Genomic DNA, 25,713 nt, shown 5'->3' with positions numbered 1-25,713 from the left:
TTCTTTGAACCACATTGATGAATCTCCATGGCCAAGAAGCTTTACATCGAAACCCACGGCTGCCAGATGAACGAGTATGACAGCTCGCGCATGGTCGACCTGCTGGGCGAACACCAGGCCCTGGAAGTCACCGCCCGCGCCGAAGACGCCGATGTCATCCTGCTCAACACCTGCTCGATCCGCGAGCGCGCCCAGGACCGGGTCTACTCGCAACTGGGCCGCTGGCGCGAACTGAAACTGGCGAACCCGGAGATGGTGATCGCCGTCGGCGGCTGCGTCGCCAGCCAGGAAGGCGCCGCCATTCGCGACCGCGCGCCCTATGTCGACGTGGTCTTCGGCCCGCAGACCCTGCACCGTCTGCCGGAAATGATCGATGCGGCGCGCCTGACCAAGTTGCCCCAGGTGGACGTGTCGTTCCCGGAAATCGAAAAATTCGACCATCTGCCCGAACCGCGTATCGATGGCCCGAGCGCCTATGTTTCGGTGATGGAAGGCTGCAGCAAGTACTGCACCTTCTGTGTCGTGCCCTATACCCGAGGCGAGGAAGTCAGCCGGCCGTTCGACGACGTGATCGCCGAGATCCTCCACCTGGCCGAACACGGCGTGCGCGAAGTGACCCTGCTCGGGCAAAACGTCAACGGCTATCGCGGCGCCACCCATGACGGTCGCCTGGCGGACCTGGCGGAGCTGATCCGCGTGGTCGCCGCCGTCGATGGTATCGAGCGGATCCGCTATACCACTTCGCACCCACTGGAGTTCTCCGACAGCCTGATCCAGGCCCACGCCGAGGTCCCGCAGCTGGTCAAGCACCTGCACTTGCCCGTGCAATCGGGCTCGGACCGGATCCTTTCGGCGATGAAACGCAACCACACGGCCCTGGAATACAAGTCCAAGCTGCGTAAATTGCGCGCCGCCGTGCCGGGCATCTGCATCAGCTCGGACTTTATCGTCGGCTTCCCCGGCGAGACCGAGAAAGACTTCCAGCAGACCATGAAACTGATCGAAGACGTCGGTTTCGACTTCTCCTACTCCTTCGTCTACAGCCAGCGCCCCGGCACCCCAGCGGCGGATTTGCCGGACGAAACCTCGGAAGCAGTGAAGAAAGAGCGCCTCAACGCCCTGCAACATCGCCTGAACCAGCAAGGATTCGAGATCAGCCGACAAATGGTCGGTACGATCCAGCGCATCCTGGTGACCGATTATTCGAAGAAAGACCCTGGAGAATTGCAGGGCCGCACCGAGAATAACCGTATCGTCAACTTCCGCTGCGACAATCCCCAGTTGATCGGGCAGTTTCTCGACGTGCGCATCGACGCGGCGCAACCGCATTCACTGCGCGGCTCGATGCTGCAATGAGAGCTTTCACCCCCGGGCTGCTAGCGTTATCCTTGATTTCATCTCAATTGCCGTCGGGCGGCTAAAAACGACCTTGAACGCACCCATCGAACCTCATCGTTTCATCCTCGAGCCTTTCGAGGCTCGCCGCTTCGCCAATCTGTGCGGGCAGTTCGACGAGCATTTGCGCTTGATCGAACAACGCCTGACCATCGAGATCCGCAATCGCGGTAATCAGTTCGAACTGATCGGCGAACCCAAGCTCACCTCCTCCGCGGAAAACCTGCTGCGCCGCCTGTACCGGGAAACCAAGGGTACCGAGCTGTCGCCGGACATGGTCCACCTGTTCCTGCAGGAATCGAGCGACGAAGACCTGCGCAACAACCCGGTGGCCGAAGCCAGCGTGGCGCTGCGCACCAAGAAAGGCATGATTCGCCCCCGCGGCCTGAATCAGCAGCGCTACGTGAAGGAAATCCTCGGCAACGACATCAACTTCGGGATCGGCCCGGCGGGTACCGGCAAGACCTACCTGGCCGTGGCCTGCGCCGTCGATGCGCTGGAGCGCGAGCAGGTGCGTCGCATCCTGTTGGTGCGCCCGGCGGTCGAAGCCGGCGAAAAGCTCGGTTTCCTCCCCGGCGACCTGGCCCAGAAGATCGACCCGTACCTGCGCCCGCTCTACGACGCCCTGTATGAAATGCTCGGCTTCGAATACGTGGCCAAGCTGATCGAGCGCCAGGTCATCGAGGTCGCACCGCTGGCCTACATGCGCGGCCGGACCCTGAACAACAGCTTCATCATCCTCGACGAAAGCCAGAACACCACCGTCGAACAGATGAAAATGTTCCTGACCCGCATCGGCTTCGGCTCGACGGCGGTGATCACCGGTGACATCACCCAGGTCGACCTGCCCAAGGGCACGCGATCCGGGCTGGCCCACGTGATCAAGGTCCTCAAGGACGTCCCGGGGATCAGCTTCACCCATTTCATGCCCAAGGACGTGGTCCGCCATCCGTTGGTGCAACGTATTGTCGAAGCCTACGAGCGCTTCGAAAACGCCGAAGAAGACACCCCGGGTACCCGCCGCGATGCTTGAGCTTGATCTGCAACGGGCCTCTGACGCCCCCGCACCGACCGACGCCGAATTTCGCCGCTGGTGCGAACTGGCCCTGCGCCAGCGCACGGCCGATTCCGAGCTGACCATCCGCCTGGTGGACGAAGCCGAAGGCCGCGAACTCAACCATACCTGGCGACACAAGGACTACGCGACCAACGTGCTGTCCTTCCCCGCCGACGTGCCGGACGAATTGCTGGATATCCCGCTGCTGGGCGACCTGGTGATCTGCATTCCGGTGGTCACGCGCGAAGCCAGCGAACAGGGCAAGGCATTGGAGGCCCATTGGGCCCATCTGGTCATTCACGGCTGCCTGCATCTATTGGGTTACGACCACATAGACGACGAGGAAGCCGAGGAAATGGAAGCACTGGAACGAACGTTGCTTGCCGAATTGGGTCATCCCGACCCCTATATCGATGACGAACACTGATCACTCCACCACCAAGGGATACGAGTAAATCGCTATGAGCGAAGATCGATCGAGCAACGGGCAGAAGTCCTGGCTGGGTAAACTGACCCAGGCTTTTGCCCATGAGCCGAAAAACCGCCAGGAGCTGCTGGAGCTGCTGCGCGAAGCCCACCAGAACAAGTTGCTGGACAGCGAAGCGCTGGCCATCGTCGAAGGCGCCATCCAGGTCGCTGACCTGCAAGTGCGCGACATCATGGTCCCGCGCTCGCAGATGATCAGCATCAAGGCGACCCAGACTCCCCGCGAATTTCTCCCGGCGGTGATCAACGCCGCGCACTCGCGCTACCCGGTGATCGGCGAAAGCCATGACGACGTCATGGGCGTGCTGCTGGCCAAGGACCTGTTGCCACTGGTACTGCAGGAAAACGGCGACGCTTTCAACATCAAGGACCTGCTGCGCCCGGCGACCTTCGTCCCCGAGTCCAAGCGCCTGAACGTGTTGTTGCGCGAGTTCCGCGCCAACCACAATCACATGGCCATCGTCATCGACGAATACGGCGGCGTGGCGGGCCTGGTGACTATCGAGGACGTGCTGGAACAGATCGTCGGCGATATCGAGGACGAGCACGACGTCGAGGAAGACAGCTACATCAAGCCCCTGCCCAGCGGCGACTTCCTGATCAAGGCGCTGACGCCGATCGAGAACTTCAACGCCTTCTTCGACAGCGAGTTCTCCGATGACGAATTCGACACCGTCGGCGGCCTGGTGATGAGCGCGTTCGGGCACCTGCCCAAGCGTAATGAAATCACCGAAATCGGCGCGTATCGTTTCCGCATCCTGAATGCCGACAGCCGTCGCATCCACCTGATCCGCCTGACCCCCATTAGCCGCTAAGGACTGACATGCTGCGCTTAACCCGCCCCGGCTGGCCCGGTAATCTGCTGGCCGTGGTGGCCGGCGCCCTGACCACCCTGGCCCTGGCGCCGTACGATATCTGGCCCTTGGCGTTGCTGGCGGTGGGTGCGTTCTATGCCGGCCTGCGCGAGTTGACACCGCGTCAGGCGCTGTGGCGCGGCTGGTGCTTCGGTTTCGGCCTGTTCGCCGCCGGTACCAGCTGGATCTACGTGAGCATCCATACTTACGGCGGTGCGTCGGTGCTGCTCGCCGGCTTGCTGATGCTGGCGTTCATCTCGGCGATTGCCTGGTTCTTCGCTCTGCCCGCCTGGCTCTGGGCGCGCTGGATGCGCCGTAACGAAGCACCGCTGGCCGACGCCCTGGCATTTGCCGCCTTGTGGGTGGGCCAGGAAGCCTTTCGCGGCTGGTTCCTGACCGGCTTCCCGTGGCTTTACTCTGGCTACAGCCAGCTCGACGGGCCGCTCACGGGCCTGGCGCCGCTGGGCGGGATCTGGCTGATCTCCTTCACCCTGGCCCTGACCGCCGCGCTGCTGTACAACGCCCGTCGCCTGCTCAAGGCCGGGCGCAAAGCCTTTATCGTCCTGGGCGCGGTGCTGTTGCTCGGGCCCTGGGTGGCGGGTATCGCGCTCAAGCATCACGCCTGGACCAGCCCGTCCGGCGAACCGCTGACGGTGGCGGCAGTCCAGGGCAATATCGAACAGAGCATGAAGTGGGACCCTACGCAGATCGACGCCCAGTTGGCGCTGTATCGTGACATGAGCTTTCGCTCCAAGCGCGTGGACCTGCTGATCTGGCCGGAAACCGCCGTGCCGGTACTGAAGGAGTCGGCCGAGGGTTACCTGGCGATGATGGGCCGCTTTGCCGCGGACCGGCATTCGGCGCTGATCACCGGCGTCCCGATCCGCGAAGTGGTGGACCACGAGAAGCGCTACTACAACGGCATCACCGTGACTGGCGAAGGCGACGGCACCTACCTGAAGCAGAAACTGGTGCCCTTTGGTGAATACGTGCCGCTGCAGGACCTGCTGCGTGGACTGATCGACTTCTTCAACCTGCCGATGTCCGACTTCGCCCGTGGCCCGGCTGACCAGCCACTGCTGCAAGCCAAGGGTTATCAGATCGCCCCGTTCATCTGCTACGAAGTGGTCTACCCGGAGTTCGCCGCCAGCCTGTCGGCGCGCAGCGACCTGCTGCTGACCATCAGCAACGACACCTGGTTCGGCACCTCGATCGGCCCCTTGCAACACCTGCAAATGGCCCAGATGCGCGCACTGGAGGCCGGACGCTGGATGATCCGGGCCACCAATAACGGCGTCACCGGATTGATCAACCCGTTCGGTCAGATCACCACGCGGATTCCGCAGTTCGAGCAGGGCATCCTGTATGGCGAAGTGGTGCCGATGCACGAGCTGACGCCTTACCTGCAGTGGCGTTCGTGGCCGCTGATCATCCTCTGCGGCTTGTTGTTCGGCTGGGCCTTGCTGGCCAGCCGAATGGCCAAAACGGTCTGAATTCAGGCAACGCACACCCCCTGTAGGAGCCGGCTTGCCGGCGATGAGGCCCTTTAGCCTTGCGGCGCCCATCCGGACGCCATCGCCGGCAAGCCGGCTCCTACAGGGTTCGGTGTTTTCTTCAAGACTGCGGTCTAGCGGTAGAACAGCCTGTAACCCACCCGCCCCACCGCCTCATTGATCAACTGCCCGCTACGCCAGATCGCCTTGAACTCCGGTATCCAGCCTCCCAGCGGGCTCGAATTGTCCCGTCCGTAAAACCCCACCGGCGCCGGCACCACGGTAAACCCGGCCTTTTCAAAGCTCCACAGCGCACGCGACATATGCGCGGCATGGGTCACCACCACTACCCGCTTGATACCTTGGGGTGCCAACAACTCATAGCTGAACTGGGCATTTTCCCAGGTGGTGGTGCTGCGCCCTTCCTGCCAGCGTACCGTCACCCCGGAATCACCGAGCATCGACGCGGCCATCAACGCCGCCTCACTCGGCGGCGTACCATAATGCAAACCACCACTGGTCAGTACCGGCAAGCCCGACGCCTTGGCCAGCCGCGCCGCATAGCGCTGGCGCTCCAGGCCGATGCCGGTCGGCTGATCGTCGCCCCATGCCGGGTCGCCGCGCTCCCGCCCCGAGCCCAGCACCACAATCGCATCGGCGCGCTGCGCCAGGCCCGCCCACTCACTGCGCTCAAGCGGCGGTACGCTCTCCAGCGCCCGCGCGCCCCACTCCACCGCCACCGGCAGGCTCATCACCCAGAACCCGCCCAACCCAAGGGCAAAACACAACCCCGCCAGACGCGGACGACTGCGCCGAAACCACCAGGCAAACAGCAGCAACAGCAACAGCAGGCCGGGCGGCATGAGCAATTGTTTGAGGATGTAACGAATAGGCATCGGGCATCTCCAGAAGATGCCCGAAGCCTAAGTGCATCGGGGTCAATCAACAACCTTCTGGAACAATGACTTCAAACCGAAGCCAGATTAGCGACAGAGAACCAGATGCCGCCGGGAGAACGTTACTTGACCCCCACGGATTTGAACTTCGCCGAACCCGCACTGGGCACCTTGTCTTTCAACCAGATAACCTCGGCCGAACGGGCTGGCACCTTGTGCTCCACAATGGAAGGCGGCACAGGCACATCCCGCCCACTGAGATTCAGGTAGGCCCTGATCAATTCGAACTCGGCGTGGCTCAAGCCACGCAACTCCAACTCGGCAGGCTGCTCATCACGCAATCGAACCGCCGTATTGGCTGCGTCCAGGGCAAGCCCCAGACGGACGATCAAACGTTCGTACAACTCGGGTTTCATGACATATTGCTGCGACTCCACCATCCGCTCACCTCATTGAAGACAAGAATCACTCCCCCTCTTCCAAGCTTAGCGGTGCGCGGCAAACCAGCCGACCGCCGCGACCAACGGCTGCGGCGGCGCAATCAGGGTTTCCCTCGATAGAGCGGCGTCATGTATGCTACGGCGCTTCCTGTAACTCCACTTCCAGCACCGCCTTACGGATGCGTTGAAGAGGATTAGGCCACCCTTTCCAGTACAAGTAGCCATGCACGAACACTATCAGCCCCGTGAAATCGAAAACGCCGCCCAATCGTTCTGGGACGCGCAAAAGTCCTTTGAAGTCAGTGAACAGCCAGGCAAGGAGACTTACTACTGCCTGTCGATGTTCCCTTACCCCAGCGGCAAGCTACACATGGGGCATGTGCGCAACTACACCATCGGTGACGTGATCGCGCGTTATCAGCGCATGCAAGGCAAGAACGTCCTGCAACCCATGGGTTGGGACGCTTTCGGCATGCCGGCGGAAAACGCCGCGATGAAGAACAACGTCGCACCGGCCAAGTGGACCTACGAAAACATCGCCTACATGAAGACCCAGCTGCGCAGCCTGGGCCTGGCGGTGGACTGGTCCCGCGAAGTGACCACCTGCAAGCCGGATTACTACCGCTGGGAACAATGGCTGTTCACCCGCCTGTTCGAAAAAGGAGTGATCTACCGCAAGAACGGCACCGTCAACTGGGACCCGGTGGACCAGACCGTACTGGCCAACGAGCAAGTGATCGACGGCCGCGGCTGGCGTTCCGGGGCGCTGATCGAAAAGCGCGAAATCCCGATGTACTACTTCAAGATCACCGCCTACGCCGATGAGCTGCTGGAAAGTCTCGACGAACTGCCGGGCTGGCCCGAGCAGGTCAAGACCATGCAGCGCAACTGGATCGGCAAGTCCCGTGGCATGGAAGTGCAGTTCCCCTACCACCTCGACTCCATCGGCGAAGCCGGCAGCCTGAAAGTCTTCACTACCCGTCCGGACACCCTGATGGGCGCGACCTACGTCGCCGTGGCCGCCGAGCACCCGCTGGCCAGCCTGGCCGCGCGCAACAGCCCCGAGTTGCAAGCCTTCATCGCCGAATGCAAGGGCGGCAGCGTCGCTGAAGCCGACGTCGCCACCCAGGAAAAGAAAGGCCTGCCGACCGGCCTGTTCGTCGAGCACCCGCTGACCGGCGAACAACTGCCGGTGTGGGTCGCCAACTACGTGCTGATGCACTACGGCGACGGCGCGGTCATGGCCGTACCGGCCCACGACGAACGCGATTTCGAGTTCGCCCACAAATACAACCTGCCGATCAAGTCGGTGGTGCGCACCAGCTCGGGCGATACCAACCCCGCTCCGTGGCAAGACGCCTACGGCGAGCACGGCAGCCTGATCAACTCCGGCGAGTTCGACGGCCTCGACTTCGCCGGCGCCTTCGACGCCATTGAAGTCGCGCTGATCAAGAAAAACCTCGGTACCTCGCGCACCCAGTTCCGCCTGCGCGACTGGGGCATCAGCCGTCAGCGCTACTGGGGCTGCCCGATCCCGATCATCCACTGCGACAGCTGCGGTGACGTACCGGTCCCGGAAGAGCAACTGCCGGTCGTGCTGCCGGAAGACGTGGTGCCGGACGGCGCCGGTTCGCCACTGGCGCGCATGCCCGAGTTCTACGAGTGCAGCTGCCCGAAATGCGGCGCGCCGGCCAAGCGTGAAACCGACACCATGGACACCTTTGTCGAGTCGTCCTGGTACTACGCCCGCTACGCCTCGCCGCATTACGAGGGTGGCCTGGTCGACCCGAAAGCCGCCAACCATTGGCTGCCGGTGGACCAGTACATCGGCGGTATCGAACACGCGATCCTGCACCTGCTCTACGCGCGCTTCTTCCACAAGCTGATGCGCGACGAAGGCCTGGTCAGCTCCAACGAGCCGTTCAAGAACCTGTTGACCCAGGGCATGGTGGTCGCCGAGACCTACTACCGCCGCGAAGCCAACGGCGCCTACACCTGGTTCAACCCGGCGGACGTTGAGCTCGAGCGCGACAGCAAGGCCAAGATCATTGGCGCCAAGCTGCTCAGCGATGGCCTGCCGGTGGAAATCGGCGGCACCGAGAAGATGGCCAAGTCGAAGAACAACGGCGTCGATCCACAGTCGATGATCGAGCAGTACGGTGCCGACACCTGCCGCCTGTTCATGATGTTCGCCTCGCCGCCCGACATGAGCCTGGAATGGTCCGACTCCGGCGTCGAAGGCTCGCACCGCTTCCTCAAGCGCGTCTGGCGCCTGGCCCAGGCCCATGTGACCCAAGGCCTGCCGGGCAAGCTGGAACTGGCGACCCTGAACGATGAGCAGAAAGTCATTCGTCGTTCGATCCACCTGGCGATCAAGCAAGCCAGCCAGGATGTCGGCCAGCACCACAAATTCAACACCGCCATCGCCCAGGTGATGACGCTGATGAACGTGCTGGAAAAAGCCCCCCAAGGCACCGCACAGGATCGCGCCCTGATCCAGGAAGGTCTGGAAACCGTGGCCCTGCTGCTGGCCCCGATCACCCCGCACATCAGCCACGAACTGTGGCATCGCCTCGGTCACGAAGGCGCCATCATCGACGCCGGCTGGCCGGTGCTGGATGACAGCGCGTTGGTCCAGGACAGCCTGCAACTGGTGATCCAGGTCAATGGCAAGCTGCGCGGCCAGATCGACATGCCGGCCAGCGCCAGCCGTGAAGAGATCGAAGCGGCGGCGCGGGTCAACGAAAACGTACTGCGCTTCACCGATGGCCTGACGATTCGTAAAGTGATCGTCGTGCCCGGTAAACTGGTCAATATCGTCGCCAGCTAAATGGGATCGGGCGCCCACCCTCGTGGGCGCCTTGCAGGACTTCCGCGGTCGCACCGTCGACCCACAGGGTTTCAAGGGGAACAACAAGATGATCAAACGCAATCTGCTGGTAATGGGCCTCGCCGTGCTGCTGAGCGCCTGCGGCTTCCAGCTGCGCGGCACCGGCACCAATCATCTGACCATCAAGGAATTGTCGGTCAGTGCCCGTAACGCCTACGGTGATACGGTCAAGCAGTTGACCCAGGTCCTTGAGCAAAGCGGCGTCAAGGTCTACAGCGGCGCGCCTTACAAGCTGGTCCTGACCGACGAACAGGAAACCCAGCGTAACGCCACCTACTCGGGCTCCGGCCGTAACGCCGAGTACGAACTCAACACCGCGCTGTACTATGAAGTCCGTGGCGACCACGACCTGCAACTGCTCACTGGCAAGCTGAACATACAGAAGTACTACGTGCACGACGGCAACAACATCACCGCCGGCGATACCGAAGCGATCCAGCTGCGCAAGGAAATGCGTCGCGACCTGATCCAGCAGATGGTCCTGCGCCTGCAATTGCTGACACCGGAGCAATTGGATGCCCTGCAACAGACCGCCGACAACAAGGCCAAGGCCGACGCCGACGCCCTGGAAGCCGCGCGCAAGTACGAAGCGTCGCAGCCGCAGCAATCGCCGCTGCAACTGCCGAAGCAGTAAGCATGTCGGGGCGCCCTGGGCGCCCCGCCTTTGCCCGCCTATGAAACTCGCCCCCGCCCAACTCGCCAAACACCTGCAAGGTAGTCTTGCGCCGGTCTACGTCATCAGTGGCGACGACCCGCTGCTGTGCCAGGAAGCCGCCGACGCCATTCGTGCTACCGCTCGCCAACAAGGTTTCGACGAACGCCAGGTGTTCAGCGCCGACGCCAACTTCGACTGGGGCACGCTGCTGCAAGCCGGCGCCAGCATGTCACTGTTCGCCGAAAAGCGTCTGCTGGAGCTACGTCTGCCTTCGGGCAAGCCCGGGGACAAGGGCGCCGCGGCACTGATCGAATACTGCTCGCGTCCGGCCGAAGACACCCTGCTGCTGATCAGCTTGCCCAAGCTTGATGGCAGTGCGCAGAAGACCAAGTGGGGCAAGGCTCTGGTCGAAGGCCGGGACACCCAGTTCATTCAGATCTGGCCGGTGGACGCGGCCCAGCTGCCACAATGGATTCGCCAACGTCTGTCCCAGGCCGGTCTTTCCGCCCAACAGGACGCCGTGGAACTGATTGCCGCACGGGTCGAAGGCAACCTGCTGGCGGCCGCCCAGGAAATCGAGAAGCTCAAGCTGATGGCCGAAGGCGGGCAGATCACCGTGGAAACGGTGCAGGCCGCCGTGGCCGACAGTGCCCGTTTCGATGTCTTCGGCCTGGTGGACGCGGTGCTCAATGGTGAGGCGGCCCATGCCCTGCGGATGCTCGAAGGGTTGCGCGGCGAAGGGGTCGAGCCGCCGGTGATTCTCTGGGCTCTGGCCAGGGAGCTGCGGCTGCTGGCCAACCTGTCGCTGCAATACAGCCAGGGCGTGCCGCTGGACAAGGCCTTCAGCCAGGCTCGACCACCGGTCTGGGACAAGCGCAAGCCGCTGATGAGCAAAGCCCTGCAGCGGCACTCGGCGCAGCGCTGGAGCCAGTTGCTGCTGGACGCGCAACGGATCGACGCGCAGATCAAGGGTCAGGCGGCGGGTTCGCCGTGGAGCAGCCTGAGCCGGCTGAGCCTGTTGATGTGCGGCCAGCGCCTGGCGTTACCTGCGGAATAACCCCCTCTGTAGGCGCTGGCTTGCCAGCGATGAGGCCGGCAAGCCTTGCGTTGCTCTCACGGACGCCATCGCCAGCAAGCTGGCTCCCACACCATCGCCAACCCCATCCGGGCGATCCATGATCGCCAAATGCCCCCACTGGACAGCGATAAAAATCTGCCGGATGATTCGCACTCGTTAACACACCCCAGAGTGCACGCCCATGAGCAAGCCGTCCCGGCATCGCCCCAATAAAGCCAAATCCATCATCGCCCAGCCACTGTTCCGCAGCCGTCAGGAACAACCGGCGAAGGGCAAAGGCAGCTACCGCCGCGAAGCCTTCCAGTCTAAAAGCTGGGAGGCTTCTTACTTTCTGGCGGCCTGAAAGCATCAAGCGCCATCACGACTGCACCCCCTCAAGCATGGTAAGGTCAGCACCTGATTCGCATTATCCGGACCCGCGCATGCCCTTTTGCCTTACCCTTCGTCGCCCGTTACGCCGACTGTTCGCCGCCACCAGCTTTATCCTGTTAGTTGCCTGCGCGGAAAAGCCGACCGCTGCCGACGCCGAGCCACTGCAAACCCTTCCCGCAGCCCCGGTCCCCGTCCTGCCGCAGGTCAATGACGACCTGACGATCCAGCCTGCGCAAAGCTTTGACGAGTGGATGGCCGCGTTCCGTATCGAAGCCCTGAAAGCCGGCATCACACCCGCCATCTTCGATGCAGCCTTTGCCGGGGTCACCCCGGACATGAGCGTGATCAAGGCCGACCGCAGCCAACCGGAGTTCACCCGCCCGGTCTGGGAATACCTCGACGGCGCCTTGTCTCCCGTGCGCGTACGCAAGGGCCAGGCTCTGCTGGCACAGAACAGCGCCCTGCTGGCGAGCATCGAACAACGTTACGGTGTCGACCGCGAAGCGCTCGTGGCGGTGTGGGGCATGGAAAGTAATTTCGGCCAGTTCCAGGGCGACAAGTCGGTAATCCGTTCGCTGGCGACCCTGGCCTACGAAGGCCGTCGCCCGGGTTTCGCCCAGGCGCAGTTGCTGGCAGCGCTGCAGATTATCCAGCATGGCGATATCCAGCCTGAGCAGATGCTCGGCTCCTGGGCCGGGGCCATGGGCCAGACCCAATTCATCCCCACCACCTACAACAGCTATGCGGTGGACTTCGATGGCGACGGTCGCCGCGATATCTGGAATGACTCGGCCGACGCATTGGCCTCGACCGCCAACTACCTGCAAAGCTCCGGCTGGCAGCGCGGACAACCGTGGGGGCTGGAAGTGGTGTTGCCAGCGTCCTTCGACTACGCCCAGGCCGACGGTACGATCCGCAAGACCGTGAGTGAATGGCTGCAAATGGGTATCAGCTTGCCGGCAGGGACCGCCTTGCCAAACGGCGCGGCGCCACTGTCCGCCGCCCTGCTGCTGCCGGCGGGCTATCGTGGCCCGGCGTTCCTGGTGCTGGACAACTTCCGCGCCATCCTCAAGTACAACAACTCGTCGTCCTATGGGCTGGCGGTGGCCTTGTTGTCCCAGCGCTTCAACGGCGCCGGTTTGATTCGTGGCGAATGGCCGAAGGATGATCTGCCGTTGAGCCGTTCCGAGCGGATCGAGTTGCAGGCCCAGCTCAGTGCCAAGGGTTATGACGCCGGCAATCCCGACGGCATTATCGGGGCGAATACCCGCAAGGCGATTCGTGGGGCCCAGCAAGTATTGGGCTGGCCGGCAGATGGCTATCCGAATCACAAGCTGCTGGAAAGTTTGCGTAGCCGCTAGAAGTGCACTGCCCCCTGTAGGAGCCGGCTTGCTGGCGATGGCGGCCGGATAGTCGATGCAAGACTTCCGGGCCTCATCGCTGGCAAGCCAGCTCCTACAAGGAATGTGATCAGCCGTGAGATTGTGGACAAAACCAGGTTACTCGGCGCGCACCACATCCTGCTCCAACACCACTTGCCGGGCATCGGCATCCAACCGCACCCGTGCACCCAGCGGCAAGGTCAGGTTCGGATCGCAATGCCCGCTGCGCCAACCCGCCAACACCGGAACGCCCAAGGACCCCAGTTCCTGTTTGAGCAAACGCGCCAGCGCATCCGGGTCGACTCCGGCGAAATCCCCCACCAGCACGCCGCCCAGGCCTTCCAGCTTGCCCGCCAGGCGCAGCTGCGTGAGCAACCGATCCACCCGGTACAGCGGCTCGTTGACGTCCTCGATCAACAGGATCACGCCCTTCGTATCGATTTCATAGGGCGTGCCCAGCGTCGCGCAGATCAACGACAGGTTGCCGCCTTGCAGGCGCCCTGAGGCCACGCCCGGTATGACGGTGGTCAAGAGGAACGCCCCGGGATGCTCGAACACGCTACCCGCGCGCACCTGCCCGGTCAGCAGGTTGAACAACGAGGATTCGGTCGGTGGCAGCTTGTCTCCGAGCAGATCCGCATTGAACAGCGGCCCGTGAAAGGTCATGAACCCCGCATAACGGGCAATCGCCAGGTGCAGCGCAGTGATGTCGCTATAACCCACCAAGGCTTTTGGATGTTTTTTGAGCAATTCAAAATCGATGTCGTCCAGCAGACGCGGGCAGCCATAGCCGCCGCGCAGACAGAGAATCACATCGATTTCAGGATCGGCAAAGGCATCGTGCAGGTCACGCAGACGGACCTCATCACTGCCGGCCAGGTAACCGTCGCGTTGCGCAACACCCGGAAATATCCGCAGCTCGTAGCCGCGGGCCTGCACCCACTGCTGCGCCTTGAGCGGATCAAGGGCCGCGGGACCGGCCGGGGCGATCAAACCGATCACCCCGCCCTGACGCAGCGCCGGCACCGCGCTCTGGACCTGATAGGAAGCCTGCACGGGTCGACGACGGTTCAAGGGTTACGCTCCGATCAGTTCAGCCTTGACCAGCTTGGCCTGCTCGTCGGCATGGTAGGACGAACGCACCAACGGCCCGGAAGCCACGTTCTTGAAGCCCATCTTGTAACCTTCCTCGGCGAACCAGGCGAAGACGTCCGGGTGCACGAAACGCTGCACCGGCAAGTGGCTGCGGGACGGTTGCAGGTACTGGCCCAAGGTCAGCATGTCGATATCGTGCTCGCGCATGCGCTGCATGACTTCGATGACTTCCTCGTCAGTTTCGCCCAGGCCCAGCATCAAGCCGGACTTGGTCGGAATGTGCGGCATCATCTGCTTGAAGCGTTGCAGCAGGGTCAGCGACCACTGGTAATCGGAACCCGGACGCGCGGCCTTGTACAGGCGCGGCACGGTTTCCAGGTTGTGGTTGAACACATCCGGCGGCTCGGCGGCGGTGATTTCCAGCGCGATGTCCATGCGCCCACGGTAGTCGGGGACCAGGGTCTCAAGCTGCACGTTCGGTGACAGCTTGCGAATCTCGCGGATGCAGTCGGCGAAGTGCTGGGCACCGCCGTCGCGCAGGTCGTCGCGGTCCACCGAGGTGATCACCACGTACTTCAGGCGCAGGTCGGCGATGGCGATGGCCAGGCTTTGCGGCTCGTTGACGTCCAATGGCTTCGGTCGGCCGTGGCCGACATCGCAGAACGGACAACGACGGGTGCAGATATCCCCCATGATCATGAAGGTCGCGGTGCCGCCGCTGAAGCACTCACCCAGGTTCGGGCAGGAAGCCTCTTCGCAGACGCTGTGCAGCTTGTGCTTGCGCAGCAGTTGCTTGATACGGTCGACTTCCGGCGAAACCGGGATGCGCACGCGAATCCAGTCGGGTTTCTTCGGCAGTTCGGTGGTCGGAATGATCTTCACCGGGATGCGTGCGACTTTCTCGGCGCCACGCAGCTTGACGCCGGTTTCGACTTTCGCACGGGCCGGGCGCTCGGAAACGTCCAGCGCCGGGATCAGGGTTTGCACAGCGTCTTGCGCAGTAGTCATATCAATCGATTCCGCCCATAAGGGTCGTCTGCTCAGCATAGTCGAGGTGTTTGACGAGCTGCGCGCGCAGCCGGGCACTTACCTCGGCAAATTCAATCGGTCCTGTGTGGTCACGCAGCTGGGTCATCGCCAGCCCCGCATAACCGCAGGGGTTAATCCGTCGAAACGGCCCAAGGTCCATGTCGACATTCAACGCCAGGCCATGGAACGAACAACCGTTGCGAATCCGCAGGCCCAGCGAAGCGATCTTCGCGCCGTCGACATACACGCCGGGCGCATCGGCCTTGGCTTCGGCGCTCACGCCATACTCGGCGAGCAAATCAATCAGGCAACGCTCCATCCGGCTGACCAGTTCGCGTACGCCAAAACCCAGGCGGCGAACGTCCAGCAACAGATAGGCCACCAGTTGGCCGGGGCCATGATAGGTCACCTGACCGCCGCGATCGACCTTGACCACCGGAATATCCCCCGGCAGCAGCAGGTGCTCGGCCTTGCCGGCCTGGCCCTGGGTAAATACCGGCGGATGCTGCACCAGCCAGATTTCGTCCGGCAGGTCGGTGTTCTTGCGCTCATCGGTAAAACGCTGCATGGCATGCCAGACCGGCTCGTAAGGGGTCTGGCCGAGCTCGCGAAAACCCAGCACACCGCCCATCACAGCACCATGTGTACGAAACCGGTGGCCCGCAACTCGCTGTTGATGTCGTACAGCTGATCCTGGCCAGTGGCCACGATGTGCAGCTGGATCGTGGTGTACTTGCCGTTGGTGCTCTGGCGCTCGTCCACCCGGTTATCGTTGATCGTGGCGTGTTTCTTGACGATCTCGACGATCTTGTCCTTGTTGCCCACACCCGTGTCGCTGATCACCTTGACCGGGTAGTCGGTAACGGGAAATTCGATTTTCGGTGCTTTTACTTCAGTGTCTGTCATGACAATAACGGCCTCGTAAGCCCAGGCAGCGGACATACCTCGCACCCGGGTCAGGCGCGAGGTAGGTAAATCGACACTCTGTTAGCGGTCGAATGCCTCAGTTGAACATGCCGTAGAAGAACATACGGATGCTGTCCCACAGGCGACGGAAGATACCACCTTCCTCGACCGCGTCCAGTGCGATCAGATCGGCGCTGTGTACCACTTTGTCGTCCAACTTGACTTCGACTTTACCGATCACGTCGCCCTTGGCGATCGGTGCGACCAGTTTCGGGTTCATGGTCATGCTGGCGGCGAGCTTCTTGAGCTGGCCTTTAGGCATGGTCATGGTCAGGTCTTCGGCCAGACCGGCCTTGACTTGATGAGTGGTGCCTTTCCAGACCGGTGCCTGGGCCAGTTCCGTGCCCTTCTGGTAGAAGGTCTGGGTTTCGAAGAAGCGGAAACCGTAGGTCAGCAGCTTCTGGGTTTCAGAAGCACGCGCCGACTCGCTGTTGGTGCCGAACACCACGGCGATCAGGCGCTGGCCGTCACGTACCGCCGAGGACACCATGCAGTAGCCGGCTTCTTCAGTGTGGCCGGTTTTCAGACCGTCGACGGTCTTGTCGCGCCACAGCAGCAGGTTGCGGTTAGGCTGTTTGATGCCGTTCCAGAAGAACTCTTTCTGCGAGTAGATCGCATAGTGCACCGGGTCGACGCGAATGATCGCGCGGGCCAGCACCGCCATGTCGTGGGGCGACGAGTAGTGCTCCGGGTTCGGCAGGCCGGTCGGGTTCATGAAGTGGCTGTTGCTCATGCCCAGGTCAGCGGCCGTCTTGTTCATCATGTCGGCGAATGCGTCTTCGCTGCCGGCGATGTGCTCGGACAGCGCCACGCTGGCGTCGTTGCCGGACTGGATGATGATGCCGTGCAGCAGGTCGCTGACGGTCACCTGCGAGCCGACCTTGATGAACATCCGCGAACCGCCGGTGCGCCAGGCGTTTTCGCTGACGGTCACCGGATCGTTCTCGCCGATCTGCCCGCGGCGGATTTCCAGGGTCGCGATGTAGGCGGTCATCAGCTTGGTCAGGCTGGCTGGCGGCAGGCGCTGGTCGCCGTTGTTCTCGACCAGCACGTTGCCGCTGGCGGCATCCATGAGCACATAGGCTTTGGCCGCCAGTTGCGGCGAGGCTGGAAGGGCCATGTCATCGGCGGCCCAGGCGGCAGGCGCAACGATCAGGGGTACAAGCAGGCACAAACGTTTGGCAAAGGTGGTGATGTTCATCCGTCTCTCGAAGTCGCTAATGGAAACTTGCCCTCGCGGGCAAAAATAAATCAGACAGTTTTCCAACTGCCACGTGTCAGGTTGCTCGCTCCACCACCCTTTCCAGGCTTTTATTATCAAACGAACCAACAACCCAGGACCCGGCCCTTAAAAAGCAGCCCAATCCACAATTGTGCCTGTGTTACTCCGACGTCACCAGACTTGGCGAACCGAGATTGGCCAGACGCACACTGTTCTGCACTTGCTGAACTTCACCCGGCGTGCCGATCGGCCCCATCCGCACCCGATGCAGGGTCTGCTGGTTGCGCACGAACGAGCTGACGAACACCGGTGCGTTGACCATCGAGCTTAGCTTCGATCTCAACAGTTCGGCAGCGTCCGGGTTGGCGAACGCGCCCACCTGGAGATACTGGCCAGAGGCTGGTGCAGAACCGTTTTTTTTTGCGTCCGCCTGTACCGGCACAACGTCGCTGGCGTGTTGCTGCGGTGGTGGCGTCCATTGTTCGATCGTCCCGGTGGACGCGCTCAGGGCCGGGGCCTGGGACTGCGCCACTTGCGGCTCGTTGAGCATCAACGGCGCCGGACGACCACGCTGGGCCCACCATTCCTGCGGGTCGATGCCCTCGACCTTGACCCGCGCCGTGCCGATCTCGGCATAACCGAGCTTCTTCGCCGCAGCGTAGGACAGGTCGATGATCCGGTCCGAATAGAACGGCCCACGGTCGTTGACCCGCAGGATCACGCTGCGATTGTTGTCCAGGTTGGTCACCCGCACATAGCTGGGCAACGGCAGGGTCTTGTGCGCGGCACTCATGCCATACAGGTCATAGACCTCGCCATTGGCGGTGTTCTGGCCATGGAACTTGGTGCCGTACCAGGACGCCGTGCCCTGGGCCACGTAGCGCTTGGAGTCGGTCAGGGGGAAATAGGTCTTGCCCAGCACCGTGTAGGGGTTGGCCTTGTACGCCCCGGTGTGCAGGGTCGGCGTGGCATCCGGGATCCGCGACACATCGACATCCCACCACGGCGCGCCATCTTTATGCGCACGGTTGATGTCCAGCCCCGGCTTGGCGCGGATGGTGTTGGAGGCGGACGACGACTGATACGGCGAGCGGCTGGTCGAACAACTGACCACCAACACCGCCAACGCGGTGTAAGCCAACAGCTTCAGTGGTTTTGGAATCGGCAAAGCCTGCATTACTTGACGCCCCGTGCTTGGACCAACAGGTCAGACAGCTGATGCACGGCCATGGCGTACATTACGCTGCGGTTATAGCGCGTGATCGCATAAAAATTCTTCAGGCCCATCCAATATTCCGGGCCATTGTCGCCTTCCAGGCGAAACGCCGTCACTGGCATATCATCGCGCAGCGCATCATGACTCGACCAGCCCAGCGCCCGCAACTCCCCAACGGTCTTGACCGGGTCGATCCCCGGGCTCAGGCCCTGGTCAACCTGCTCGCCACGCACGTCCGCGCGACTGACCACCGGCTCGCCGGCGACCCAGCCGTGGCGCTTGAAATAGCTGGCCACGCTGCCGATGGCGTCGTCGGCGTTGGTCCAGATATTGATATGCCCGGTGCCGTCGAAATCCACCGCATAGGCGCGGAAACTGCTCGGCATGAACTGCGGCAGGCCCATGGCCCCGGCGTAGGAACCCTTGAGACTCAACGGATCGAGCTGTTCCTCGCGGGCCAGCAGAAGGAACTCGCGCAACTCCTTGCGGAAGAATTCGGCCCGCGGCGGGTAGTCGAAGCCCAGGGTCGACAAGGCGTCGATCACCCGGTAATTGCCGGTGTTACGACCAAAAAAGGTTTCTACGCCGATGATCGCGACAATCACCTGGGCCGGCACGCCATATTCTTGCTCGGCACGGGCCAGGGCCACCTCATGCTGGCGCCAGAAGTCGACACCACGGGCAATCCGCGCATCGCTGATAAAGATCGGACGGTATTCCTTCCACGGTTTGACCCGTTCCGCAGGGCGGGAAATCGCGTCGAGAATGCTCTGCTTGCGCTCGACCTGACGGAATACCTCCATCAGTTGCTCACCGGCAAAGCCATAGTCGCGGGTCATTTCCGCGACGAACTGGGCCACTTGCGGTGAACCTTCGTAATCACCGGCCAGCGCGCCCGTCCCTGCTCCCAGACAGCCGACCAGGCCTATCCAGGGCGCACACCGAGCCGCCCAACCGCGCAATACTTGCATTGAATTGTTCACCTTGCTCAAACCTGTGCGATCCACTTGCGGTGGGTATGGATCGACATCAACACCCCAAACGCTGACAGCAATGTCACCAGCGAAGTTCCGCCGTAGCTAATGAATGGCAACGGCACCCCCACCACCGGCAGCAGCCCGCTGACCATACCGATGTTGACGAAAACATAGACAAAAAAGGTCATGGTCAGGCTGCCGGCCAGCAGCTTGCCGAACAGGGTCTGGGCCTGGGCGGTGATGACCAGCCCACGGCCGATCAGCAGCAGGTAGAGCAGCAGCAAGGCGCAGATGCCCACCAGACCGAACTCTTCGCCCATGACCGCAATAATGAAGTCGGTGTGGCTTTCCGGCAGGAAGTCCAGGTGCGACTGGGTGCCCAGCAGCCAGCCCTTGCCGAACACGCCGCCGGAACCGATGGCGGCCTTGGACTGGATAATGTTCCAGCCGGTGCCCAACGGATCGCTTTCCGGGTCGAGGAAGGTCAGGATCCGCTGCTTCTGGTAGTCGTGCATGATGAAGAACCACATGCCCACCGCCACCGGCACCGCCGCCGCCAGCACGCTGATGATCCAGCGCCAGCGCAGGCCCCCCATGAACAGCACGAAGGCGCCGCCGGCCAGCACCAGCAGCGAGGTGCCGAGGTCGGGCTGGCGGACGATGAGAATAAACGGTACGCCGATCAGCATCAGGCTGATGGCCACGTGCTTGAGCTGCGGCGGCAGGGTCCGCTTGGACAGGTACCAGGCGATGGTCGCCGGCATCAGGATCTTCATGAATTCCGACGGCTGGAAGCGAATCACCCCGGGAATGTTGATCCAGCGCGTGGCGCCCATGGCGTTGTGCCCCATGACGTCCACCACCACCAGCAGCATCACCCCCAGCACGTAGGCCAGTGGCACCCAGCGGGCCATGAAGCGCGGTTCGAGCTGGGCGATCACGAACATCGAGACCAGGCCGATGCCGAAGGAGGTGGCTTGCTTGATCAGCAGGTCCCAGCTCTTGCCGCTGGCCGAATAAAGGACGAACAGACTGCCGGCCGCCAAGGTCAGCAGCAGGACCAGCAGGGGGCCATCGATGTGCATACGTTGCAACAAGGTGGCCCGGCGGCGCATCACATCTTCGCTGGAGAGGATGCGGTCGAAATTGGCGATCAAGGCATCACCTGCAAGGGGGTTGAGTCGGCATATTCGGGTTTGAGCTTGCCATCCGGGCCGAGCAACCAGGCGTCCATGACCTGGCGCACCACTGGCGCGGCCACGCCGGAACCGGACTCCCCGTTCTCGACCATCACCGCCACGGCAATTTTCGGGTTGTTGGCCGGCGCAAAGCCGACGAACAGGGCGTGGTCGCGATGGCGCTCCTGGACTTTCGAACGGTCGTACTTCTCGCCCTGCTTGATCGCCACGACCTGAGCGGTACCGCTCTTGCCGGCGATCAGGTACTGCGACCCGATGGCCGCTTTGCGCGCGGTACCGCGGGCGCCGTGCATCACCTGCTGCATACCGTGGCTGACCTTGTCCCAATCCGCCGGGTTACGCAGCACGATATCCGGCATCGGGTCCTGATCCAGCGGCTTCCGGCCTTCGATGGTCTTGGCCAGGTGCGGACGGTTCCACACCCCTTTGTTCGCCACCAGCGCCGTGGCCTGGGCCAGTTGCAGGGGGGTAGCCTGCATGTAGCCCTGGCCGATCCCGAGGATCAGGGTTTCGCCCGGGAACCAGGCCTGGCGCCGGGTAGCGCGCTTCCACTCGCGCGAAGGCATCAGCCCCGGCGACTCCTCGAACATGTCCAGGGAAACCTTCTGGCCCAAGCCGAACTTGTTCATATAGGTGGACAGTCGGTCGATGCCCAGCTTGTGCGCCAGGTCGTAGAAGTAGGTGTCGTTGGAACGCATGATCGCCGTGTCCAGGTCGACCCAGCCATCGCCGGTACGGTTCCAGTTACGGTATTTGTGATCGTAGTTGGGCAGCTCGTAGTAACCGGGGTCGAAGACCCTCGTCGAAGCGTTGACCACGCCGCTGTCGAGCCCGGCAATCGCCACCGCCGGCTTGATGGTCGAGCCCGGTGGATAAAGGCCGCGCAGCACCCGGTTGAACAGCGGCCGGTCGATGGAGTCGCGCAACTCGGCGTAGGCCTTGAACCCGATCCCGGCGACGAACAGGTTCGGGTCGAAACTTGGCTGACTGACCATCGCCAACACCTCGCCGGTGGCCGGGTTCAACGCCACCACGGCGCCGCGCCGGCCGCCGAGGGCCTCTTCGGCGGCTTCCTGCAATTTGATGTCCAGGCTCAGGACAATGTCCTTGCCCGGCACCGGGTCGGTACGCTTGAGCACCCGCAGGATACGTCCGCGGGCGTTGGTCTCGACTTCCTCGTAACCGACCTGGCCGTGCAACTCGGCCTCGTAGAAACGCTCGATACCGGTCTTGCCGATATGGTGGGTGCCGCTGTAGTTCACCGGGTCCAGAGCCTTGAGCTCGGCCTCGTTGATCCGCCCCATGTAGCCCACCGAGTGCGCGAAGTGCGCACCCTGAGGATAGTGACGAACCAACTGCGCGACCACCTCGACGCCCGGCAGACGGAACTGGTTCACGGCCACCCGGGCGATCTGCTCTTCGGTCAACTCGAACAGGATCGGCACCGGCTCGAACGGCCGCCGCCCCTGGCGCACGCGCTTCTCGAAGAGGACGCGATCTTCCGGGGTGAGCTGCAGGACCTCCACCAGCACATCCAGCACCTGACGCCAGTCACCCGAGCGTTCACGGGTCACGCTGAGGCTGAAACTGGGTCGGTTGTCCGCCACCACCAGGCCGTTGCGATCGTAGATCAGGCCACGGCTCGGCGGAATCGACTGGACATGGACGCGGTTGTTTTCCGACTTGGTCGAGTGATAGTCGTACTGGACCACCTGGAGGAAATACAGCCGGGCGATCAGCACGCCGATCAGCGCCACCACCACAATTGCGCCGACCACGACACGGTTACGCACCAGACGGGCGTCTTTCTCGTGGTCCTTGAGGCGAATCGGCTGAGTCATTCGGCAGGCTTATTTATGGTAAGGATGCCCGGACAGCACGGTCCAGGCGCGATACAGCTGTTCACCGATCAGGATCCGCACCAACGGGTGCGGCAAGGTCAGCGGCGACAGCGACCAGCGCTGATCGGCCCGCGCACAGACCTCCGGCGCCAGCCCCTCGGGACCGCCGACCATGAAGTTGACCGTGCGCGAATCCAGCCGCCAGCGATCCAGTTCGACCGCCAACTGCTCAGTGCTCCACGGCTTGCCATGGACCTCCAGCGTGACGATCCGCTCGTTCGGACCGACCTTGGCCAGCATCGCTTCGCCTTCCTGACGGATAAAGCGCGTCACGTCGGCGTTCTTGCCCCGGGTATTGAGCGGAATTTCCACCAGTTCCAGCGCCAGTTCGGATGGCAGACGCTTGGCATACTCGTGCCAACCCTCTTCCACCCACTTGGGCATGCGTGAACCAACAGCAATCAGGCGCAGGCGCACAACGCCACCTTATTCCTGGTCTTTGTTGAGCTTGATGAAATGCTCATGGGTGTTTTCCGGGCTGTGGTGCGCGGCGCTGGCCGAACGGCTCTGCTCGGCACCCTGCCACAAGCGTTCCAGGTCATAGAACTGACGAGCGCTGGCGGTCATCATGTGGACAATTACATCGTCCATGTCCAACAGGACCCAGTCGCTGTCGCCCTTGCCTTCTTCACCCAGCGGCTTGATGCCCAGGGCCTTGACCGCTTCGCGGACCTTGTCCAGCATCGCGCCGATCTGGCGGTTGGAGGTACCGGTGGCGATGATCATGAAGTCAGTGATGCTCTGCTTCTCGCGAACGTCGATCACCAGGATGTCCTGGCCCTTGACGTCTTCCAGGGCCGCTACGGCAACCTTGACCAGCTCTTCGCCCTTGAGGGGCTCGCCGCTGAGGACTTTCTCCGGCAACGGAGCACTCTTGAACGTGCCTTTGCGCTTTACTTTGCTTACGTCGTTGTTGGTCATATAAAACTCGTTTTGCTCATATGTTCGGGCGCTTCAATACACGACTATTCGTGCTTTCAAGCGCGCCGTTTCAGTTCGACGCACGGTACAGCCCGTGCGCATCGATATAGGCCAGGACCGCGTCAGGCACCAGGTAACGTACCGACTTACCGCTGGCCAGCAGTTGACGGATCTGGGTGGCCGACACCGCGAGGGGGGTCTGCCAGACGAATGTAATATGCCCGCCAGGCCCCGGCAGGGCCTTCGGGTCGCTGACCGACCGCGCGGCCAGCAGGTTGCGCAAGGCATCCGGCGGTTCGCTGTCGGCATCCGGGCGTTGCAGCACCAGGATATGGCAATGCTGGAGTAACTCCTCCCAGCGGTGCCAGGTGGGCAGGCCGCAAAATGCGTCCCAGCCCAACAACAAGAATAACTGGTCCTCGGCGGCCAGCTCGGCGCGCATCAGTTCCAGGGTGTCGATCGTGTAGGACGGCTTGTCCCGTTGCAGCTCGCGGTCGTCCACCACCAGCGGGCTGACGCCGGCCACCGCGCAATCGACCATTGCCAATCGATCGATGGCCGAGACCTGCGGTGTATCACGATGCGGTGGCCGGGCACTGGGGGTCAGGCGCAACTCATCGAGGCCCATCAGTTCCGCGACTTCCAGGGCACTGCGCAAATGGCCGATGTGCACCGGGTCGAAGGTTCCGCCGAGCACGCCGATACGCCGGGGCGGAACCTGGCGCGGGCTGACGACGGCTGACAGACGTTTGCTCACTCGATCAGACCGCGGCCTGACCGCGCAACTGCCCGTCGCCGACCACGATGTACTTCTCGCAGGTCAGGCCTTCCAGCCCTACCGGGCCGCGGGCGTGCAGCTTATCAGTAGAAATGCCGATCTCGGCACCCAATCCGTATTCGAAACCGTCGGCGAAGCAGGTCGGGGCATTGAGCATCACCGAACTGGAGTCGACTTCGGCCATGAACGCCCGGGACTGCGCCAGGTCTTCAGTGACGATGGCGTCAGTGTGGTGCGAACCATAATGGTTGATGTGTTCGATGGCCGCGCCCAGCCCGTCGACCACGCGAATCGACAGGATCGGCGCCAGGTATTCGGTGCTCCAGTCTTCTTCAGTGGCCGCGATGGCCTCGATCACCGCGCGGGTCCGCTCACAACCGCGCAGCTCGACGCCCTTGGCGCGCAAGCGCTCGGCCATGGCCGGGAGGAACTCGGCGGCGACCGCCTTATCCACCAGCAGGGTTTCCATGGCACCGCAGATACCATAACGATAGGTCTTGGCGTTGAACGCGATGTCGCGGGCCTTCTCCAGGTCCGCGTGAGCGCTGACATACACGTGGCAGATGCCGTCCAGGTGCTTGATCACCGGCACCCGCGCCTCGCGGCTGACCCGTTCGATCAACCCCTTGCCACCGCGCGGCACAATCACGTCGACGTACTCGGGCATGCTGATCAGCGCACCGACGGCAGCGCGGTCGGTGACTTCCACCACCTGCACCACGGCCGCCGGCAGGCCGGCTTCGTCCAGGCCGCGCTGGATGCAGGCGGCAATGGCACGGTTGGAATGAATGGCCTCGGAGCCGCCGCGCAGGATGGTCGCGTTACCCGACTTGAGGCACAGGCTGGCGGCATCGATGGTCACGTTCGGCCGCGACTCATAGATGATGCCGATCACCCCCAGGGGTACGCGCATCTTGCCGACCTGAATCCCCGATGGCCGGTAGCTCATGTCGCGGATCGCCCCCACCGGGTCCGGCAGGCTGGCCACCTGACGCAGGCCGACGATCATGCCGTCGATACGCTCAGGGGTCAGGGTCAGGCGCTCGACCAGTGCTGGCTCCAGGCCATTGGCACGGGCGGCGGCCAGATCGAGGTCGTTGGCGGCACTCAGCTCGGCGCGGGCAGCGTCCAACGCGGCGGCGGCGGCCAGCAGGGCGCGGTTCTTCTGCGCGGTGCTGGCACGGCCGATCACGCGGGAAGCTTCGCGGGCAGCGCGACCCAGACGGGTCATATAGTCGAGAACGGACTCAGTCATGGCTCTTAAGGGGGACTTGGCAAAGAGGAAAGCGGCCGATTATAGCTGTCGCGCCGCCTGACGGACAGCGGTGCCGGGCGGATGGTCGAAATGGAGGGTAAATAGCGGGTGTTCAGGCGCAATTAAGGCATAAAACGTTATGATTCGCCTCCAATC

At 62.7% G+C, this 25,713-nt stretch carries 24 protein-coding genes and 1 pseudogene; 10 read left to right on the top strand and 15 right to left on the bottom strand.

All coding sequences use genetic code 11. The features are described from left to right. Positions 1-27: 27 nt before the first annotated feature. The 5 genes from miaB to lnt all read left to right on the top strand — a co-directional run bounded on the left by miaB (position 28) and on the right by lnt (position 5,285). On the top strand, positions 28-1,356 hold the full coding sequence (gene miaB, locus AC07T0_RS27730; protein ID WP_495004170.1) for a tRNA (N6-isopentenyl adenosine(37)-C2)-methylthiotransferase MiaB: 1,329 nt from the start codon (positions 28-30) through the stop codon (positions 1,354-1,356). 73 nt (positions 1,357-1,429) lie between these two features. After that, positions 1,430-2,428 carry a PhoH family protein gene (locus AC07T0_RS27725; RefSeq protein ID WP_495004169.1) on the top strand — a complete coding sequence of 333 codons (999 nt, stop codon included), beginning with the start codon at positions 1,430-1,432 and terminating at the stop codon, positions 2,426-2,428. Next, positions 2,421-2,879, top strand: coding sequence for an rRNA maturation RNase YbeY (gene ybeY / locus AC07T0_RS27720; protein WP_248806349.1), 459 nt, complete (start codon positions 2,421-2,423; stop codon positions 2,877-2,879). The genes AC07T0_RS27725 and ybeY overlap by 8 nt, the downstream gene beginning before the upstream one ends. Before the next feature lie 34 nt (positions 2,880-2,913). Further along, on the top strand, positions 2,914-3,753 hold the full coding sequence (locus tag AC07T0_RS27715) for a CorC family transporter (protein ID WP_495004168.1): 840 nt from the start codon (positions 2,914-2,916) through the stop codon (positions 3,751-3,753). A gap of 8 nt (positions 3,754-3,761) precedes the next feature. Next, a complete protein-coding gene (lnt, locus tag AC07T0_RS27710) occupies positions 3,762-5,285 on the top strand; it encodes an apolipoprotein N-acyltransferase (RefSeq protein ID WP_495004167.1) in 1,524 nt (507 codons plus the stop codon). 134 nt (positions 5,286-5,419) lie between these two features. Here the strand turns inward: lnt and AC07T0_RS27705 are convergent, their stop codons facing one another. Both AC07T0_RS27705 and AC07T0_RS27700 read right to left on the bottom strand, forming a co-directional pair. Beyond that, entirely contained in the window at positions 5,420-6,181 is a 762-nt protein-coding gene (locus tag AC07T0_RS27705) for a YdcF family protein (RefSeq protein WP_495004166.1), read from the bottom strand. Positions 6,182-6,441: 260 nt separating this feature from the next. Beyond that, a pseudogene (locus AC07T0_RS27700) lies at positions 6,442-6,621 on the bottom strand (hypothetical protein); the annotation flags it as partial. A 223-nt stretch (positions 6,622-6,844) separates the two neighbouring features. Here AC07T0_RS27700 and leuS point away from each other — a divergent pair. The 5 genes from leuS (at position 6,845) to AC07T0_RS27675 (ending at position 12,977) form a co-directional block, all read left to right on the top strand. Further along, positions 6,845-9,451 (top strand): leucine--tRNA ligase, encoded by a 2,607-nt coding sequence (gene leuS / locus AC07T0_RS27695; RefSeq protein ID WP_495004165.1) that lies wholly within the window; start codon positions 6,845-6,847, stop codon positions 9,449-9,451. A gap of 88 nt (positions 9,452-9,539) precedes the next feature. Then, a complete protein-coding gene (locus tag AC07T0_RS27690; RefSeq protein ID WP_495004164.1) occupies positions 9,540-10,145 on the top strand; it encodes an LPS-assembly lipoprotein LptE in 606 nt (201 codons plus the stop codon). 40 nt (positions 10,146-10,185) lie between these two features. Beyond that, positions 10,186-11,223: a DNA polymerase III subunit delta gene (holA, locus tag AC07T0_RS27685; protein WP_495004163.1), complete on the top strand. Its 1,038-nt coding sequence runs from the start codon at positions 10,186-10,188 to the stop codon at positions 11,221-11,223. Positions 11,224-11,425: 202 nt separating this feature from the next. Next, the gene (gene arfA, locus AC07T0_RS27680) at positions 11,426-11,587 is read left to right on the top strand and encodes an alternative ribosome rescue factor ArfA (RefSeq protein WP_100941520.1); all 162 of its coding nucleotides are present in this window, start codon (positions 11,426-11,428) and stop codon (positions 11,585-11,587) included. Positions 11,588-11,666: 79 nt separating this feature from the next. Beyond that, complete coding sequence (locus AC07T0_RS27675; RefSeq protein ID WP_495004162.1) at positions 11,667-12,977, top strand: lytic murein transglycosylase; 1,311 nt, start codon at positions 11,667-11,669, stop codon at positions 12,975-12,977. Between the two features lie 138 nt (positions 12,978-13,115). Here AC07T0_RS27675 and AC07T0_RS27670 read toward each other — a convergent pair whose 3' ends face one another. The 13 genes from AC07T0_RS27670 to AC07T0_RS27610 form a co-directional block, all read right to left on the bottom strand. Further along, positions 13,116-14,072, bottom strand: coding sequence for a S66 peptidase family protein (locus tag AC07T0_RS27670; protein WP_495004161.1), 957 nt, complete (start codon positions 14,070-14,072; stop codon positions 13,116-13,118). Positions 14,073-14,075: 3 nt separating this feature from the next. Further along, positions 14,076-15,101, bottom strand: a complete 1,026-nt coding sequence (gene lipA / locus AC07T0_RS27665) for a lipoyl synthase (protein ID WP_495004160.1) — start codon at positions 15,099-15,101, stop codon at positions 14,076-14,078. A 1-nt stretch (position 15,102) separates the two neighbouring features. After that, positions 15,103-15,753 (bottom strand): lipoyl(octanoyl) transferase LipB, encoded by a 651-nt coding sequence (gene lipB, locus AC07T0_RS27660; RefSeq protein WP_495004159.1) that lies wholly within the window; start codon positions 15,751-15,753, stop codon positions 15,103-15,105. Further along, entirely contained in the window at positions 15,753-16,028 is a 276-nt protein-coding gene (locus AC07T0_RS27655; protein WP_100941582.1) for a DUF493 domain-containing protein, read from the bottom strand. Before AC07T0_RS27655 ends, lipB begins: the two co-directional genes overlap by 1 nt. 97 nt (positions 16,029-16,125) lie before the next feature. Beyond that, on the bottom strand, positions 16,126-17,289 hold the full coding sequence (locus AC07T0_RS27650; protein WP_218225856.1) for a D-alanyl-D-alanine carboxypeptidase family protein: 1,164 nt from the start codon (positions 17,287-17,289) through the stop codon (positions 16,126-16,128). A gap of 181 nt (positions 17,290-17,470) precedes the next feature. Continuing rightward, complete coding sequence (locus tag AC07T0_RS27645) at positions 17,471-18,487, bottom strand: septal ring lytic transglycosylase RlpA family protein (protein WP_495004158.1); 1,017 nt, start codon at positions 18,485-18,487, stop codon at positions 17,471-17,473. Continuing rightward, a complete protein-coding gene (mltB, locus tag AC07T0_RS27640) occupies positions 18,487-19,497 on the bottom strand; it encodes a lytic murein transglycosylase B (protein WP_495004157.1) in 1,011 nt (336 codons plus the stop codon). The genes AC07T0_RS27645 and mltB overlap by 1 nt, the downstream gene beginning before the upstream one ends. A gap of 17 nt (positions 19,498-19,514) precedes the next feature. Further along, entirely contained in the window at positions 19,515-20,618 is a 1,104-nt protein-coding gene (gene rodA, locus AC07T0_RS27635; RefSeq protein WP_248806382.1) for a rod shape-determining protein RodA, read from the bottom strand. A gap of 38 nt (positions 20,619-20,656) precedes the next feature. Continuing rightward, positions 20,657-22,543, bottom strand: a complete 1,887-nt coding sequence (mrdA, locus tag AC07T0_RS27630) for a penicillin-binding protein 2 (RefSeq protein ID WP_495004156.1) — start codon at positions 22,541-22,543, stop codon at positions 20,657-20,659. Positions 22,544-22,552: 9 nt separating this feature from the next. Next, positions 22,553-23,020, bottom strand: a complete 468-nt coding sequence (rlmH, locus tag AC07T0_RS27625; protein ID WP_040071182.1) for a 23S rRNA (pseudouridine(1915)-N(3))-methyltransferase RlmH — start codon at positions 23,018-23,020, stop codon at positions 22,553-22,555. Positions 23,021-23,029: 9 nt separating this feature from the next. Continuing rightward, positions 23,030-23,524 (bottom strand): ribosome silencing factor, encoded by a 495-nt coding sequence (gene rsfS / locus AC07T0_RS27620; RefSeq protein ID WP_495004155.1) that lies wholly within the window; start codon positions 23,522-23,524, stop codon positions 23,030-23,032. Between the two features lie 70 nt (positions 23,525-23,594). Continuing rightward, positions 23,595-24,269 carry a nicotinate-nucleotide adenylyltransferase gene (gene nadD / locus AC07T0_RS27615; protein ID WP_495004189.1) on the bottom strand — a complete coding sequence of 225 codons (675 nt, stop codon included), beginning with the start codon at positions 24,267-24,269 and terminating at the stop codon, positions 23,595-23,597. Positions 24,270-24,285: 16 nt separating this feature from the next. Then, positions 24,286-25,557, bottom strand: coding sequence for a glutamate-5-semialdehyde dehydrogenase (locus AC07T0_RS27610; protein WP_495004154.1), 1,272 nt, complete (start codon positions 25,555-25,557; stop codon positions 24,286-24,288). Between the last annotated feature and the right edge of the window lie 156 nt (positions 25,558-25,713).

This window comes from Pseudomonas sp. GW821-FHT04D07, assembly GCF_059420225.1.
This window is presented reverse-complemented; position numbering and strand designations above follow the sequence as displayed.

What these genes read in the sequence shown, in the direction of transcription:
- lipA (WP_495004160.1), bottom strand. Translation starts at nt 15,101, where the DNA reads ATGACTACTGCGCAAGACGCTGTGCAAACCCTGATCCCGGCGCTGGAC.
- AC07T0_RS27655 (WP_100941582.1), bottom strand. Translation starts at nt 16,028, where the DNA reads ATGACAGACACTGAAGTAAAAGCACCGAAAATCGAATTTCCCGTTACC.
- rodA (WP_248806382.1), bottom strand. Translation starts at nt 20,618, where the DNA reads ATGCGCCGCCGGGCCACCTTGTTGCAACGTATGCACATCGATGGCCCC.
- AC07T0_RS27715 (WP_495004168.1), top strand. Translation starts at nt 2,914, where the DNA reads ATGAGCGAAGATCGATCGAGCAACGGGCAGAAGTCCTGGCTGGGTAAA.
- AC07T0_RS27705 (WP_495004166.1), bottom strand. Translation starts at nt 6,181, where the DNA reads ATGCCTATTCGTTACATCCTCAAACAATTGCTCATGCCGCCCGGCCTG.
- AC07T0_RS27650 (WP_218225856.1), bottom strand. Translation starts at nt 17,289, where the DNA reads ATGAACATCACCACCTTTGCCAAACGTTTGTGCCTGCTTGTACCCCTG.
- holA (WP_495004163.1), top strand. Translation starts at nt 10,186, where the DNA reads ATGAAACTCGCCCCCGCCCAACTCGCCAAACACCTGCAAGGTAGTCTT.
- leuS (WP_495004165.1), top strand. Translation starts at nt 6,845, where the DNA reads ATGCACGAACACTATCAGCCCCGTGAAATCGAAAACGCCGCCCAATCG.
- mrdA (WP_495004156.1), bottom strand. Translation starts at nt 22,543, where the DNA reads ATGACTCAGCCGATTCGCCTCAAGGACCACGAGAAAGACGCCCGTCTG.
- rsfS (WP_495004155.1), bottom strand. Translation starts at nt 23,524, where the DNA reads ATGACCAACAACGACGTAAGCAAAGTAAAGCGCAAAGGCACGTTCAAG.
- mltB (WP_495004157.1), bottom strand. Translation starts at nt 19,497, where the DNA reads ATGCAAGTATTGCGCGGTTGGGCGGCTCGGTGTGCGCCCTGGATAGGC.
- AC07T0_RS27675 (WP_495004162.1), top strand. Translation starts at nt 11,667, where the DNA reads ATGCCCTTTTGCCTTACCCTTCGTCGCCCGTTACGCCGACTGTTCGCC.
- miaB (WP_495004170.1), top strand. Translation starts at nt 28, where the DNA reads ATGGCCAAGAAGCTTTACATCGAAACCCACGGCTGCCAGATGAACGAG.
- AC07T0_RS27690 (WP_495004164.1), top strand. Translation starts at nt 9,540, where the DNA reads ATGATCAAACGCAATCTGCTGGTAATGGGCCTCGCCGTGCTGCTGAGC.
- lnt (WP_495004167.1), top strand. Translation starts at nt 3,762, where the DNA reads ATGCTGCGCTTAACCCGCCCCGGCTGGCCCGGTAATCTGCTGGCCGTG.
- lipB (WP_495004159.1), bottom strand. Translation starts at nt 15,753, where the DNA reads ATGGGCGGTGTGCTGGGTTTTCGCGAGCTCGGCCAGACCCCTTACGAG.
- AC07T0_RS27610 (WP_495004154.1), bottom strand. Translation starts at nt 25,557, where the DNA reads ATGACTGAGTCCGTTCTCGACTATATGACCCGTCTGGGTCGCGCTGCC.
- arfA (WP_100941520.1), top strand. Translation starts at nt 11,426, where the DNA reads ATGAGCAAGCCGTCCCGGCATCGCCCCAATAAAGCCAAATCCATCATC.
- AC07T0_RS27645 (WP_495004158.1), bottom strand. Translation starts at nt 18,487, where the DNA reads ATGCAGGCTTTGCCGATTCCAAAACCACTGAAGCTGTTGGCTTACACC.
- ybeY (WP_248806349.1), top strand. Translation starts at nt 2,421, where the DNA reads ATGCTTGAGCTTGATCTGCAACGGGCCTCTGACGCCCCCGCACCGACC.